The following is a 13,953-nucleotide window of genomic DNA, read 5'->3' as shown; positions in this document are numbered from 1 at the left end:
GCCCGCGGCCGGGGGTTCACCGGCCGAGCTCGACCTTGAGGATGCTTTCGTTGCTGTTGTTGGGGATGCTGTCCTTGTCGCCGTAGTTGCTGGTGGTCAGCCACAAGCCGCCGTCGGCGGACGGCTCCACGGTGCGCAGCCGCCCGTACGTGCCGTTGAGGTACGACTGGACGTCGGTCAGGCTGTCACCGGAGATTTCGGCCCGGTACAGCCGCGTGCCGCGCTCGCAGGCGATGTAGAGGCCGGTGCGGACCACGGCGATGCCGCTGCACGAACCCTCGGCCACCGGGTAGGTGTGCTTGGGCGCGATGAAACCGGCTTCGCCGCAGCTGCCCGTGGTGCCCTCGCAGCGGGGCCAGCCGTAGTTGCCGCCGCGGACGATCAGGTTGGTCTCGTCCATCACGGAGTTGCCGAACTCCTGCTCCCAGAGCCGCCCCTGCGAGTCGAAGGCCAGGCCCTGCGGGTTGCGGTGGCCGTAGCTCCACACCGGCGTGCCGAACGGGTTGTCCGAGGGAACGGTGCCGTCGCGGTTGATGCGCAGGACCTTGCCGGCCAGGATGGTGAGGTCTTGCGCCCAGTCGCCGTTCTGGCCGTCACCGGTCGAGATGTAGAGCTTGCCGTCGGGCCCGAAGCGCAGCCGGCCGCCGTTGTGGTACTTGTTGCGCGGGATGCCGGTGAGCAGGATCTGCGGGCTGCCGCTGAGCACGCCGCCGGTGTAGCGGATGCGCACCACCCGGTTGTCGGTCGAGCTGGTGTGCATGACGTAGAGCCACGGGTCGCTCGCGAAGTCGGTGGCCACGGCGAGGCCCAGGACTCCGCCCTCGCCGTCGGTTCCCGCCACGTCCGGCATCCGGCCGACGACGGTCTTCGTGCCGGTGGCGGGGTCGAGGCGGATGATCTCGAAGGTGTCGCGGCGGCTGTAGAGCACCTGTCCGTCGGGCAGGGTGGTCAGCCCCCATGGCAGGTCGGTTTCGGTGGTGACCCTGGTGACCGAGCACAGCGCCGTCGCGCAGGAGGCACCGGTGGTGACCGCAACCGCCGTGCTCGGGGCCGAGCGGTTGGCCTGGGCGTCACGTGCCCGCACCTGGTACTGGTAGCGGGTGTTCGCGGCCAGGCCGCTGTCGGTGAACGAGGTCGTGGCCGCGCCACTTGCGGAGCCGGCCACGGTTCCGTCGCGGAGCACCTCGTAGCCCGTGACGCCGACGTTGTCGGTCGCGGGCGTCCAGTGCACGGTGACCGTGGTGCCCGACGCGGTCGCCGTCACGCCGGTGGGGGTGGTGGGTGGCTCGGTGTCGGCCTGGCACTGCGGCACGGTGACCGGAACCGTGGGACTGGCCTGGGAAACGTTGCCCGCGGCGTCGCGGGCGTTGACGTACAGGCCCCAGGTCGCCCCGGGCACGACGGTCAGGTCGGCCGACAGCGCCGTGCCCGGCACCGAGGTCATCAGCTGCCCGTCGTGGTAGACGTCGTAGAAGGCGACCCCGACGTCATCGGACGACGCCGACCACGAGAACGTCACGGCGGTGCACGTCAGGTTCGCGGTGCGGGGGTCGGCCGGCGCGGTCGGCGGCGTCGTGTCGGCGTTCAGCTTGATCAGCTGCCACCGCTGGCTGGCGCCGCCGGAGTCGGGCAGCTGGACGACCCGCGCGCCGTCGGCGGTCGAGGAACCCAGCACGTCCACGGCCTTGCCGCTGGCCCGGTTGAGCAGGCGCACGTCGCCGCCGGCGGAGTCGGCCAGCCGGAACTGCTGCCCGGCGCGGCCGGTGTCGGTGCTCTGCACGAGCCCGGCGCGGTCGGCGGTGGAGGGAAAACCCAGGACCATGGCGCTGTGCTTGGACTTGATGCGGTACTGACCGCCGCCGGAGCCGACGAACTGCCACTGCTGCGAAGCGCGGTCGTCACGGGTGCCCTGGGTGATCCTGGCCCCCTCGGAGGTGGCGCCTCCGGAGATTTCCAGCGCCTTGCCGCTGTTGCGGTTGACCAGCACGTACGCGGCGGAGGTGTCCACGGTGGCGGCCGAGGCGGCCGGTGCCGGAAGCACGACACCCAGGCCGGCCAGCACCACTGCGCACAGCCCTCGGAGACCCGGGCGGGGGACCGCGCGCTTCCTTCCCACGGTATCTCGCATGGTGTTCCTCTCTCACGGAATGCGAGGCAGCAGGCATTGAGCCCGCGGGCTGGGAGCGCTCCCAGATCACCGTAGCGTAAACCGTTGTCCGTCGACAAGACCGGTGAGCGGGTATCCAACCACCTGCGCCGATGGTGGGGCGGCTCGGGAAAGTTTCACGGCCGCACGAGTGCCGGCACCGAATCAGGGGCTTGGGGCGACTTGCGGGTCAGCTCCTGGGCGCTTTTCCGCACCCGCCGGCGAAGTTGCGCCGAGCGGGGTAGCAGCCGGGCCGCGGCGGACGTGGAAGCTCGGTGGCCCGGCGCTTCCCCGTCCGCCGCCGGTTCCCCGGAAGCCGCGGGTCAGCGGCCGAGGACCGCTCGGAGGGCGGGCTGGAGCCGGTCGCCGTGGGCGCGGACAAGGTCGTCGCACAGCTCGAAGATCCGCTCGACCGGCAGCGCCGCCGCCGTGGCCGGGTCGGTCATCGCCGCGTGGCGGATGTGGCGTGGGTCGTCCTCGACGGCCGCGCGCACGACCAGGTCGTTGACGCTCAGGTACGTCCGGTTGAGGGCGGCGAGCTGCGGCGGCAGCGCGCCGATCCGCGTCGGCCGGACGCCGGTTCCGTCGGCCAGGCACGGCACCTCGACCACGCCGCCGGACGGCAGGTTCTCGATCAGGCCCCGGTTGACGACGTTGCCGTAGACGGTCCGCGGGGTGCCGGTCAAGACACTGTGGACGATCTGCGGCGCGTATTCGCCGGTGCCTTCGACGGGCAGCGGCTCGTCGGCCGCGATCGCCCGGCGGGTCCGTTCGTACTCGGCTTCGTTCTCCGCGACGATGCCGAGGTAGTCCCCGATCGGCAACCGCAGGCGCTCGATCTCGCTGTCGTGCTTGAGGTACCACGGCACGTACTCGGCCGAGTGCTCGCTCGTCTCCGTCGGGTAGTAGCCGAGCCGCCGCAGCATGTCGAACCGGACGCGCCGCCGCAGCTGTCCGTCGGACGCGGCCAGCTCCCGCAGCCGCGGGTAGAGGTCGGCGCCCGCGTGCTCGAACCGCAGCACCCACGCCTGGTGGTTGACGCCGGCCGCGACGTAGGTGACCTCGTCGAACGGCACACCGACGAGCTCGGCGAGCCCGTGCACCGTCCAGTACACCGAGTGGCACAGCCCGACGACCCGGGTCAGCCCGGTGGCCTCGCTCAGGTACTGGACGTTCATCGCCATCGGGTTCGTGTAGTTCAGCAGCCACGCCTCCGGGCAGACGTCGGCGATGTCTTCCCCGAGGGCTTTCAGGAAGGGGAACGTCCGCAGCGCGCGGAAGATCCCGCCGATGCCGAGGGTGTCCCCGATGGTCTGGCGCAGGCCGTAGCGCGCCGGGACTTCGAAGTCGGTGCGCGTCGCCTCACCCATTCCGATCTGGACGATGTTCACGACGAAGTCCGCGCCCGACAACGCTTCCCGGCGGTCCGCGTGCGCGGTGAGCACCGGCTTGACGCCTCGCACTTCGGCGATCCGCCGGGCCGCGGCCAGCGCGGTGGCCAGCCGCTCCGGGTCGATGTCGTGCAGGGCGACGTGCACCCCGTCCAGTTCCGGGTAGGCGAACAGGTCGGCGAGCAGGCCCTGGGTGAACACGACGCTGCCCGCGCCGACGAAGGTGATCTTGACAGGCATGGAAATTCCGATCCGGTTGTGCGGTGTGGACGCCTCAGCCCTTGAGTCCGCTGGAGGTGACCGACTGGATGAACGTCTTCTGCGCGCCGAGGAAGGCCAGCAGCACGGGCAGCACGGTGATGACGTTGCCCGCCATCACCGCGGCCCAGTTCGTGTGGTGCTGGCCCTGGAACGTGGTGAGCCCCAGCTGCAGCGTGTAGGTCGTGTCGTGGTTGACCGCGATCAGTGGCCAGGTGAGGTCGTTCCACGTGCTGAGGAACGTCAGCACGGCCACCGTGCTCAGCGCGGGCCGCGACAGCGGCACCACGATGGTGAACAGCACGCGCAGTCGCGAGCAGCCGTCGATCCAGGCCGCCTCTTCGAGTTCCCTCGGCAGCGAAAGGAAGAACTGGCGCAGCAGGAACACCGCGAACGGCGTCACCAGCGACGGCACGATGAGCGCGCCCAGGCTGTCGATCAGGCCGAGCTTCTTCATGACCAGGAACGTCGGGATCATGGTGAGCTGGAACGGGATCGCCATCGTCGCGACCATCAGCGCGAGCAGCGCCCGCGAGCCGGTGAACCGCATCCGCGCGAACGCGTACCCGCCGAGCGTGCCGAACAGCAGGTTCGACACGACGGTCACCGCCGAGACGATCAGCGAGTTCGCGAACCAGCGCAGGAACAGCGCGTTCTCGAGGACATAGCGGTACCCGGCGAAGTCCACATGGGACGGCCAGAGCGCGGGTGGGAACCGGTTGATCTCGGCGTTGCTCATCACCGAGCTGAGCAGCAGCCACACCAGCGGCGCCGCGAACAGCAGCGCCAGCGGCACGAGCAGCAGGTGCCACGGGCTGAAGGGCAGCCGGGGCCGGCGCAGCACGGGCAGCACGGCGCGGGTCGCGGGCACCTCGAGGCGGGCGGCCCTTGTCGGCTGTACCGGCTGTATTCTCATCGGAGCGCCTTCCCGGGCCGGCGCAGCAGGCGGACGGCGATCACGACGACCAGCAGGGCCAGCGCCAGCACGTAGGCCGACGCCGCGCCGTAGCCGGCGGTGAAGTTCTTGAACGCCTGCTCCCAGACGAAGTAGACGATGACCGTGGTCGAGCCGAGCGGGCCGCCCTTGGTCGTCACGTAGACCAGGTCGAACACCTGCAGCGACGTGATCAGCTGCCACAGCACGAGGAACGCCGTCACCGGGGTGACCGCGGGCAGCGTCACGTGCCGGAGCACCCGCCACGTCCCGGCGCCGTCCAGCCGCGCGGCTTCGACCAGCGACGGCGGGACGTCCTGCAGCGCGGCCAGGTACACCACGACGCAGAAGCCGGTGCCGCTCCACAGCGTGATCCCGACCAGCACCAGCAACGCCTGGCCCGGGTCGGTCAGAAACCCTTGCGGTGAGACGCCGAGGTGGTGCAGCAGCGAGTTGGCCGCGCCGAACTGCGGGTCGAGGATGAAGGAGAACAGCACGCCCTGGGCCGTCGCCGACAGCACGAACGGGACGAACACGAGCGTCCGGTAGACGCCGACCAGGCGGATGCGCCGGTTCAGCGCCTGCGCCAGCAGGAACCCGAACAGGATGCTGAGCGGCACGTAGAGCACCGTGTACAGCACGGTGTTCGCCACGGCCTGGGCGAAGTGCGGGTCCTGGGCGAGCGCGGCGTAGTTGTCGAGGCCGGCCCAGCGGCTCGGCGTCACCAGGTCGTCGACCTGGAAGGACAGCACCAGCGACCAGAGCACGGGCACCACGCCGAGGCCGAGGATGATGAGCACGGCGGGGGAGACGTAGGCCCACGCGGTCGCGGTTTCGCGTCGCCGGCGTCGGCTCGGGGTGACTGAGCTTTTCGGGGGTTCCGGGTGGCGGAGCCCCCGGCCCGAGGCGGAGCCTCGGCTCGGCACGGTAATGGGCCTCGGCAGTCCGGGCATGGCGGCTCCCTATCGCGGAATGATCAGGGCGGCGTTCGCGGCCGCGGCGCAGTCGCGCATGGCGTCGGCCGGGGTCGCCCGGCCGAGCAGGACGGCGACGATCGCGGTGCCGAGCGCCGCCGACACCTGGGGGTAGGCCGGGTGCACGGGCCGGACGCGGGCGTTCTCCAGCGCGTCGACGAACACCGGCAGCCCCGGGGTCTCGGCGGTCTTGTCCTGCCACGCGGGCAGTTGCTGCGTCCGGCGGCTCAGCGGGAGGCTGCCCGCGCCGTCGTCCCAGCGGACGTCCTGCGCCGGGTCCGCCAGCCAGGACAGGAAGGTGCGCGCCGCCGCCACCCGTTCTTCGCCGTTGTCGAACAGCGTCCAGGTGTCCGGGCCGGAAATGGTGACCGGACGGCGGCTGAAGCTGGGCAGCGGCACGACCGCGTAGTCGATCCCGGCGTCGGCGATGTCGGGCAGCTGCCACGGGCCGGTCGCCACCATCCCGATGTGGCCGCCTTGGAACGCCTGGTACATCTGCTCGCTGCCGGTCTTCGGGTCGAGGTAGACCGCGTGCGCCGCGGCGAGGTCGCGGAGGACTTCGAGGACGCGGGCACCCTGATCGGCGAACCCGATGCCGCGCCCGCCCGCGCCGATGACGTCGCCACCGAGGTCCCAGATCATCGGCCACAGCCGCCACACGGTGTCTTCGTCGCCGGTGGCGGGCCACGCGGTGCCGAAGGTGCCGCTGCCCGGGTCGGTGAGTTTCCGCGCGGTGGCGACGAAGTCGGCCCACGTCCAGCCCGCGGCGGGCAACGGGATTCCCGCGTTGGCGAACAACTCCTTGTTGCACACCACGGCCAGCGAGTCGAGCAGCGCCGGGACCGCGCGGACGCGGCCGTTGACGGTGACCGCTTCCCGGGCCGGGGCCCAGAAGCCGGGGCCCGCGTCGACGAGGTCGGTGACGTCGACGACGCTGGGGCTGCGGGCCACGCTGGCGAGGTCCGAACCGAAGACGTAGGCGATGTCCGGGAACGACCCCGAGGCGAGCGCCGCGGTGATCTTCTGGAGCATCGCGTCGGCGAGGACCCCGCCGCCGAGGTCGATCCGGATCCCGGGGTGGGTCCGGTGGAAGTCCGCGACGAGCGTGTCGAGCACCTTCTTGCCGGTGTCGGTCTGGCCGTGCCAGATCTCGACGGTGACCGGGCCCCCGGTGGCCCGCGCCGGGCCGCAGCCGGCGAGGGCGGCACCGAGGGCCAGACCACCGGCGCCGCGCAGGAATCCGCGGCGGTCCATCAGCGGGTCTTGCCGGGGAACGGGAATGACATCATCGAGGACTCCGGATGATGGTGGGCACGACCCCGCCTCGGACCGCGTGCGGGTCCTGGCGACTCAGTCCGGGCTCGCGGGAGAACCGACATACCGGCTGGGCATACCTCTGACGTCGGGTTTTCGTTCCGGCGTGGACAGCAGTAAAGCGAGCGTCTTCGAACGTGTCAAGGCGCGGGTCAGCAGGTCTTGCGGACGTATCCGCTCGATCCCTGGGGCACCACGTAGAGGTCACGCCGGACGATGCTGATCTTGCTCTTCCACTCCGGGCAGGCCTTGCTCATGCCCGAAGCGGTGTACTCGACGTCGACCACCCGGTTGTTGAACGGGCCGGCGTAGTCGGCGCACTCCTCGTATTCCCCGCATTCTTCGGTGACGGCGAAGTCGAGGCCGTTGGCGACCCGGTTGCTGGCCAGTTCCGGCGTGTTCTTCTGCGCGATGGCGAGGTTCTTGCCGTGCGCGCGGGCGGACAGGAGCTTGATGTACTCCTGCGCGTGCGTGGTGGTGAGCAGGTTCTTCGACCGGCTGTAGCTGTCGTAGTTGTCCGGCTCGATCGCCTGGTAGCCCTTCGAGGCGCACGTGTCGATCCAGCTGCCGACCTTGGCCGCCACCCGGCTGCGCTTGTCGGCGGTGCGCAGGTCGAGCAGGGTTTCCTTCCAGTCCGGGTCGACGACCTTGTTGCCGTTCGAATCGCGGAGCAGCAGGTCGCTCGGCCAGTCGCCGTCCTGGCCTTCCTGGGCCTGGAAAGCGTTGAGGTAGCAGATGTTGTACTTGCCGCTCGCCGCGGCCGCCGAGACGTCGCGGCTGACGATCTGCACCCCCGACGGCGGGGTGTAGGCGCCGCCGATCTGGTAGTCGAAGCCGGCGGCCTGCGGGGGCAGGGTGACGGCGGCCGAGGCGGGTGTGGCGGCCGCGGCGAGCACGCCGGCGGCCAGTGCGCCCGCCGCCGTGAACGAAGCCAACCGCTTGCCGTGGACGGGGAGAGAGCGCTTCATCCGGACTCCATCATCGTCGGGGCTGTTGTCGGCGAAAGGTAGGCAGCCCGATCACCGCGGTCAACGAAACGCGCATTCGCGATGAGCGTTTCAGCGGTCCCCGGCGGAACCGACCTCGACCACGGTGACCCGGACCCCGGCCCGGCGGATCGCCGCGACCGCCCCGGCCGCGGCGGAGGCGTCGGTGATGACCTCGTGCACGTCCTGGATGTCACCCATGCGGGCGAGGGTGGACCGCCCGAGCTTGCTGCCGTCGGCCAGCACGACCACCCGCTGGGCGCGGCCGAGCATGGCGCGGTTGGTCCGGGCCTCGTTCTCGTCGTGCGTGGTGATGCCCGCCGTCGCGTCGATGCCGTCCACGCCGACGAACGCCGTCCCGACGCTGATCGAGGCCAGCACGTGCTCGGCCCACGGGCCGACCAGCTCGTAGGACTGCGGCCGGGCGACCCCGCCGACGACGACCAGCTTCAGCCGGGGGTGCAGCGCCAGGTCCATCGCGATGTTCAAGGCGTTCGTGACCACCGTCAGATCCGCCCGGCCCGGCAGTTCCCGCGCGAGCTCGCTGGTGGTCGACCCGCCGGTCAGGGCGATGACGTGCGGCCCGGTCGGCAGCGTGCGGATCGCCGCGTGCACGATGGCGCGTTTGGCGTCCCGGGACCGGCCTTCCCGGTAGGGCGGCGGCACCTCGTTCGTGCGCCCCCGGGGCCGCGCGCCGCCGTGGGTGCGGGTCAGCAGCCGTTGCTCCTCCAGCTTCGCGAGGTCGCGCCGCAGCGTGGCGGCGGAGACACCGAAGCGTGCGCACAGCTCACCCACCTGCACCGAGCCGGTGTCCGCGAGCACCCGCAACATCTCCGAGAGCCGTTCGGCCCGGGTGGTGCCCCGCTTCCGTGTGGACATGGGCCGAGCCTACGACAGCCGGCGAAACGCTCAATCCGAATGCGCATTTGGACACCGGACCTTGCCCCCGCGGCGGGGAGCGGATGAGTCTCCGGAGGACGAACGGCAAATCGGAGGCAACACCTATGAGCGGGAGCGTGCGGTGGTCCGGCGACAGCCGGACCGCGCGGGAGATCGGGCAGCAGCCCGATACCTGGATCCGGGTCGCGGACGTCGTGCGGTGGGCCCGGCCGGAGATCGGGGAGCTGGTCGGCGCCGCCCTCTCCGGTGCCGGCGCCAGGATCGTGCTGACCGGGGCGGGCACCTCGGCGTTCATCGGCGAGGTCGTGGCCCGTGATCTGGCGAACCACCTCGGCCGCCCGGTGGAGGCGATCGCGACCACCGAGATCGTCGCCGATCCGCGTGCCGTGGTCGTGGACGACCGGCCGATCCTGCTGGTGTCGTTCGCCCGCAGCGGCAACAGCCCCGAGTCCGTCGCCGCGGCGGAGCTGCTGCACCGGCTGGCTCCCCGGCTGTGGCACCTGGTGCTCACCTGCGACCCGCGGGGGCAGCTCGCCCGGCAGTGGTCGGACGCGGAGAACGCCGTCGTGGTGGCCCTGCCGGACGAGGTGAACGACCGCGGCTTCGCGATGACCTCGTCGTTCACCGGCATGGCCTTGGCGGCGCTGCTCGCCTTCGGCCTGGACGTCGACGTCGAGGCGCTGGCGCGCGCCGGGGCGGAGGTGCTCGACGGTGCCGCGGACCGCGCCTCCGCGATCGCCGGCGCCAAGCCGGCCCGGCTGGTGTTCCTGGGCTCGGGGCCGCTGCGCGGGCTGGCCCGGGAAGCCGCGCTCAAGTGCCTGGAGCTGACCCGGGGCGAGGTGGTCGGCATCGCCGATTCCGCACTGGGCTTCCGGCACGGGCCGAAGTCGGTGCTCGACGACCGCACGATCGCCGTGGTGTTCCGGTCCGTCGACCCGCACGCGCGGAAGTACGACGAGGACATCGCGCGTGAGCTGGTGCGGTCGCTCGGCGAAGAGCGGGTGGTCGTGGTGGGCGGGGACGACGGCGCGGAGCTCGGTGGGGCGCGGAGCTGGCCCGTCCCGTCGCCGCCCGGTGTGCCCGTCGCGGTCTGGGCGCTGCTCGCCGTGATCGCGGCGCAGTCCACGGCCCTCGCCTGCTCGCTCGCGCTGGGCCTCACCCCGGACAACCCGTTCCCCGGCGGCGAAGTGAACCGCGTCGTGCGGGGCGTGGTCATCCACGAGTTCGATCCCCCGGAGGTGAGCTGAATGTTCCTCGGTGTCGACGGTGGGGGAACGAAGACGGCGTTCTGCCTGATCGACGCGGCCGGCCGGATCGCCGCGGAGGCCAGGACCGCGAGCGTGTACTACCTCAGCGACGGGCTGCCGATCGTGGAGCCGTTGCTGCGGCAAGGGATCGGCGAAGTGTGTGACACCGCGGGCATCGCGGTCGCGGACATCACCTACTCGTTCTTCGGATTGCCCGCCTACGGCGAGATCAGTGCCGACGTGCCCGAGCTCGACGCGTTGCCGGCGAAGATCCTCGGTACGGCGAACTACCGGTGCGGCAACGACATGATCTGCGGCTGGGCGGGCTCACTGGGGGCGGCCGACGGCATCGGCGTCGTCGCCGGCACCGGCTCGATCGCCTACGGGGAGCACGAAGGCCGGCAGTGGCGCGGCGGTGGCTGGAGCGAACTGTTCGGGGATGAGGGTTCCGGCTACTGGGTCGCGATCCAGGGCCTGAACGCGTTCAGCCGCATGGTCGACGGACGGCTGCCGGCCGGGCCGCTGGTCGGAGAAATGCGCGAGGCGCTGGGGCTGGCCGCCGACTTCGACGCGATCGACGTCGTGGTGAACCGGTGGCACGGCGACCGGGGGCGCATCGCGAGCCTGAGCAAGGTCGTGGTCCGGGCCGCGGACACGGGCGACGCGGTGGCCACCGGGGTGCTCCGGGAAGCGGGGCGGGAGCTCGCGCTGCTCGTCGACGTCGGCCGGCGCGCTCTCGAATTCCCCGACGCACAACGGGTTCCGGTGTCGTACTCCGGGGGCATGTTCGGTTCGGCGCACGTGCTGGCGTCGTTCCGCGATGCGCTTTCCCTCGAGTACGACCTGCGTGAGCCGCTGCTGGAACCGCACATCGGTGCCGCTCTCTACGCGGCACGCCTGCACGGACACCCGTTGCGGGCCGGGCAAGTCCACTCGACCGCATCCCTGTCCCGCTGAGGAGCCGAGATGTCCTTCACCCGCACGAACAGCTGGATCCCGTACGCGGGACTGCTGGTGGTGTTCTGGGGCGTCTGGGGAGCCCTCTCCAGCCTGCCCACCAAGCTCTACAATTACCCCGACCCGATGGTCTACGTGCTCTGGGCGCTGACCATGCTCGTGCCCGCGTGGTTTTCGCTGCGCGGCCGGAAGTTCGACCGCGGCCGGGTCGCCGCCGGGTACGGGCTGCTGATCGGGCTCACCGGCGCGGGCGGCCAGCTGGTGCTGTTCAAGGCGCTCACGATCGGACCCGCCTACGTGATCTTCCCGATCGTCGCGCTCTCGCCCGCGGTCACGGTGCTGCTGGCGCTCGGCGTGTTGCGCGAGCGGCTCGGCGGGTGGTCGTGGACGGGCGTGGTGCTCGCGCTCGTCGCCGTGGTCCTGTTCTCGGTCTCCACCGGGGAGGCCGGGGGAGACGGGTGGCTCTACCTGCTGCTGGCGGTCGGGATCTGCGTGGCGTGGGGCGTGCAGGCCTTCTTCATGCGCAAGGCGGCGCTCGCCGGGGTGGACGACGCCTCGACGTTCGGCTGGATGACGATCAGCGGGCTCCTGCTGATCCCGGTCGCCGTGCTGATGATGGGCGGGCTGCCGCTGGCGTTCCCGTGGCAGGCGCCCGCGCTCACCGCGGGCACGCAGCTGCTCAACTCGGTCGGCGCGTTGTTCCTGGTGATGGCCATGAGCCGCGGCAAGGCGTCGATCGTGGCGCCGGTGACCAACGCGCTCGCCCCCGTGCTGACCGTCGTCCTGTCGCTGCTGCTCTTCGGCTCCGCCCCCACCGTGTTCCAGATCGCGGGCATCGTGCTGGCCCTGGCTGGCTCGACCCTGATGGTGTACCGCGCGGAAAAGTCCACGGAGCTGGTCCCCGGCAGCGCGGTGCCGTGACGCCGCGGATCCTCACCGTCACCCTGAACCCCGCCATCGACGTGACCTACCGGGTGGACGTGCTGCGCGTGGGGGAGACCGTGCGGGTGCCGGACGTCCGGTCGCGCGCCGGCGGCAAGGGTGTCAACGTGGCGGCGGTGGTCCGGGCGCTGGGCGGCGAGAGCCTGGCGCTCGCGCTGACCACCACCGGCGCGCCGGACGAGTTCCGGGCCGGGCTGACCCGGCTCGGCCTCGCGCACCGGCTCGTGCCCGCGCTGCCCGCGGTGCGGCGGACCGTCGCGGTGGTGACCCGCGCCGGCGGCACGACGATGTTGCAGGAGAACGGCTTTCCGGCCGGCGAAGCGGGGGAAGCGGGCATCTTCGACGCGCTTCGCGCCGAACTCGCGGCCGGCGCGGGCGCCGTCGTCATCTCCGGCAGCGTGCCCGCCGGGCTGGCCGCCGACGTCCCCGCGAAGCTGGCCCGGCTATGCGTCCGGCACGAGGTGCCGGTCATCGCCGACGTCTCCGGCGCCGCTCTCCGCTTCGCCGCGGGCAGCGGGGCGGTGCTCATGCCGAACGAGACCGAACTGGCGGAACTGACCGGCCCGGACCGGGCGGCGGCCGACGCCTGTCACGACCTCGTCGCCGAGGGAGCCTCGGCCGTGGTGGCGACCTTCGGCACCGACGGCGCCATCGCCGTCACCCCGCGGGGCGCCTGGCGCGCGCGGCCGGCCGAAGTCGTCACCGGCAATCCGGCCGGTGCCGGAGACGCCGCGGCCGCCGCGCTGGCCAGGTACCTGAGTGCCGCCGGCGGAACGTCCGAAGTGGACTGGCCGGTGGCACTGGCGGACGTCGTCGCCACGTCGGCCGCCGCGGTGCTGCGGCCGGTCGCCGGCGAGATCGACGTCGCGGCCAGGGACCGATGGATTCGAGTGGTGAAAGCGGAGAGGATTCCATGAACTGGGCCGCCTTGCTGGACGACCTGCGAGCGCAGCGGCGCGCGATCGGGGCGTTCAACGCGATCTTGATCGAGCACGCGGAGGCCGTCGTGGCCGGCGCGGAGCTGAGCGGGCTCCCGGTGATCCTGCAGATCTCGCAGAACGCCGTGCGCTACCACGGTTCCCTCGCGCCGTTCGCGGCCGCCTGCCTGCGCCTGGCCGCGAACGCGACCGTGCCCGTGCTGGTGCACCTCGACCACGTCGAGGACGAGCGGCTGATCCACGAAGGACTCGACCTCGGCGTCGCATCCGTCATGTTCGACGCCGCCGCGCTGCCCTACGCCGAAAACGTGGCCAGGACGAAAGCCGTCGTCGAACGCTGTCACGCCGCGAACTGCCGCGTCGAGGCCGAACTCGGCGAGATCGGCGGCAAGAACGGCGCCCACGCCCCCGGTGTGCGCACGGACCCCGGCGAAGCCCGCGAATTCGTCGCCGCGACCGGCGTGGACTCGCTGGCGGTGGCCGTCGGATCGTCGCACGCCATGACCGACCGCAGTGCGGTGCTCGACGAGGCGCTGATCGCCGCGCTCGCGGGGAGCGTTCCGGTGCCGCTGGTGCTGCACGGTTCCTCCGGCGTGACCGACGAGGGACTGCGCGGGGCGGTGGCGAGCGGCATCGTCAAGGTCAACATCGGCACGCGGCTGAACCAGGTGCTCACCGAAGCGGTGCGTTCCACGCTCGGGGAACACGCGACGATCACCGACCCCCGCCGCTACCTGGCTCCCGGGCGGGACGCGGTCCGCGACGAAGTGGCCAGGTTGCTGACCCTGCTCGCGAAATGAGCGGGCCGGGACCCGCGGTGCCGTTGCCACGATGAAATTTTCCTCGCCGAGACCGGGTAACCGGGTGATGGCGGCGGCGTCGAACGGATCGAAAAAAGTGAGTGACCAGCGGTGATCCGCCGGCGTGCCGGCGCGGTGGTTCCGCCGGTGCGCGGTCGTTGTTGAA

At 71.6% G+C, this 13,953-nt stretch carries 12 protein-coding genes; 5 read left to right on the top strand and 7 right to left on the bottom strand.

The window, feature by feature from the left end; all coding sequences use genetic code 11:
• Positions 1–16: 16 nt before the first annotated feature.
• From AB0M30_RS11990 to AB0M30_RS11960, 7 genes are all read right to left on the bottom strand, one after another.
• Positions 17–2,128 carry a PQQ-dependent sugar dehydrogenase gene (locus AB0M30_RS11990; protein ID WP_364583011.1) on the bottom strand — a complete coding sequence of 704 codons (2,112 nt, stop codon included), beginning with the start codon at positions 2,126–2,128 and terminating at the stop codon, positions 17–19.
• A 341-nt stretch (positions 2,129–2,469) separates the two neighbouring features.
• Positions 2,470–3,777, bottom strand: a complete 1,308-nt coding sequence (locus tag AB0M30_RS11985; RefSeq protein WP_364583008.1) for an alpha-glucosidase/alpha-galactosidase — start codon at positions 3,775–3,777, stop codon at positions 2,470–2,472.
• Positions 3,778–3,811: 34 nt separating this feature from the next.
• Positions 3,812–4,711: a carbohydrate ABC transporter permease gene (locus tag AB0M30_RS11980; RefSeq protein WP_364583005.1), complete on the bottom strand. Its 900-nt coding sequence runs from the start codon at positions 4,709–4,711 to the stop codon at positions 3,812–3,814.
• Positions 4,708–5,529, bottom strand: a complete 822-nt coding sequence (locus tag AB0M30_RS11975; RefSeq protein WP_364583003.1) for a sugar ABC transporter permease — start codon at positions 5,527–5,529, stop codon at positions 4,708–4,710. The genes AB0M30_RS11980 and AB0M30_RS11975 overlap by 4 nt, the downstream gene beginning before the upstream one ends.
• Positions 5,530–5,691: 162 nt before the next feature.
• Positions 5,692–6,957 (bottom strand): ABC transporter substrate-binding protein, encoded by a 1,266-nt coding sequence (locus AB0M30_RS11970; RefSeq protein WP_364583000.1) that lies wholly within the window; start codon positions 6,955–6,957, stop codon positions 5,692–5,694.
• A gap of 212 nt (positions 6,958–7,169) precedes the next feature.
• Entirely contained in the window at positions 7,170–7,985 is an 816-nt protein-coding gene (locus AB0M30_RS11965) for an endo alpha-1,4 polygalactosaminidase (RefSeq protein ID WP_364582997.1), read from the bottom strand.
• 90 nt (positions 7,986–8,075) lie between these two features.
• Positions 8,076–8,882 (bottom strand): DeoR/GlpR family DNA-binding transcription regulator, encoded by an 807-nt coding sequence (locus tag AB0M30_RS11960; RefSeq protein WP_360167954.1) that lies wholly within the window; start codon positions 8,880–8,882, stop codon positions 8,076–8,078.
• Between the two features lie 125 nt (positions 8,883–9,007).
• On the opposite strand from AB0M30_RS11960, the gene AB0M30_RS11955 reads away from it, so the two are divergent.
• The 5 genes from AB0M30_RS11955 to AB0M30_RS11935 are packed head-to-tail and all read left to right on the top strand — an operon-like array spanning position 9,008 to position 13,787.
• Positions 9,008–10,150: an SIS domain-containing protein gene (locus AB0M30_RS11955; RefSeq protein WP_364582995.1), complete on the top strand. Its 1,143-nt coding sequence runs from the start codon at positions 9,008–9,010 to the stop codon at positions 10,148–10,150.
• On the top strand, positions 10,151–11,107 hold the full coding sequence (locus AB0M30_RS11950) for a BadF/BadG/BcrA/BcrD ATPase family protein (RefSeq protein WP_364582992.1): 957 nt from the start codon (positions 10,151–10,153) through the stop codon (positions 11,105–11,107).
• 9 nt (positions 11,108–11,116) lie between these two features.
• Complete coding sequence (locus AB0M30_RS11945) at positions 11,117–12,028, top strand: DMT family transporter (RefSeq protein ID WP_103343168.1); 912 nt, start codon at positions 11,117–11,119, stop codon at positions 12,026–12,028.
• Positions 12,025–12,966, top strand: coding sequence for a PfkB family carbohydrate kinase (locus tag AB0M30_RS11940; protein ID WP_364582988.1), 942 nt, complete (start codon positions 12,025–12,027; stop codon positions 12,964–12,966). Before AB0M30_RS11945 ends, AB0M30_RS11940 begins: the two co-directional genes overlap by 4 nt.
• Positions 12,963–13,787: a class II fructose-bisphosphate aldolase gene (locus AB0M30_RS11935; RefSeq protein ID WP_364582986.1), complete on the top strand. Its 825-nt coding sequence runs from the start codon at positions 12,963–12,965 to the stop codon at positions 13,785–13,787. The genes AB0M30_RS11940 and AB0M30_RS11935 overlap by 4 nt, the downstream gene beginning before the upstream one ends.
• Positions 13,788–13,953: the final 166 nt, after the last annotated feature.

Origin of the sequence: Amycolatopsis sp. NPDC051716 (genome assembly GCF_040681595.1) — a bacterium.
Lineage (GTDB): Bacteria > Actinomycetota > Actinomycetes > Mycobacteriales > Pseudonocardiaceae > Amycolatopsis.
This window is presented reverse-complemented; position numbering and strand designations above follow the sequence as displayed.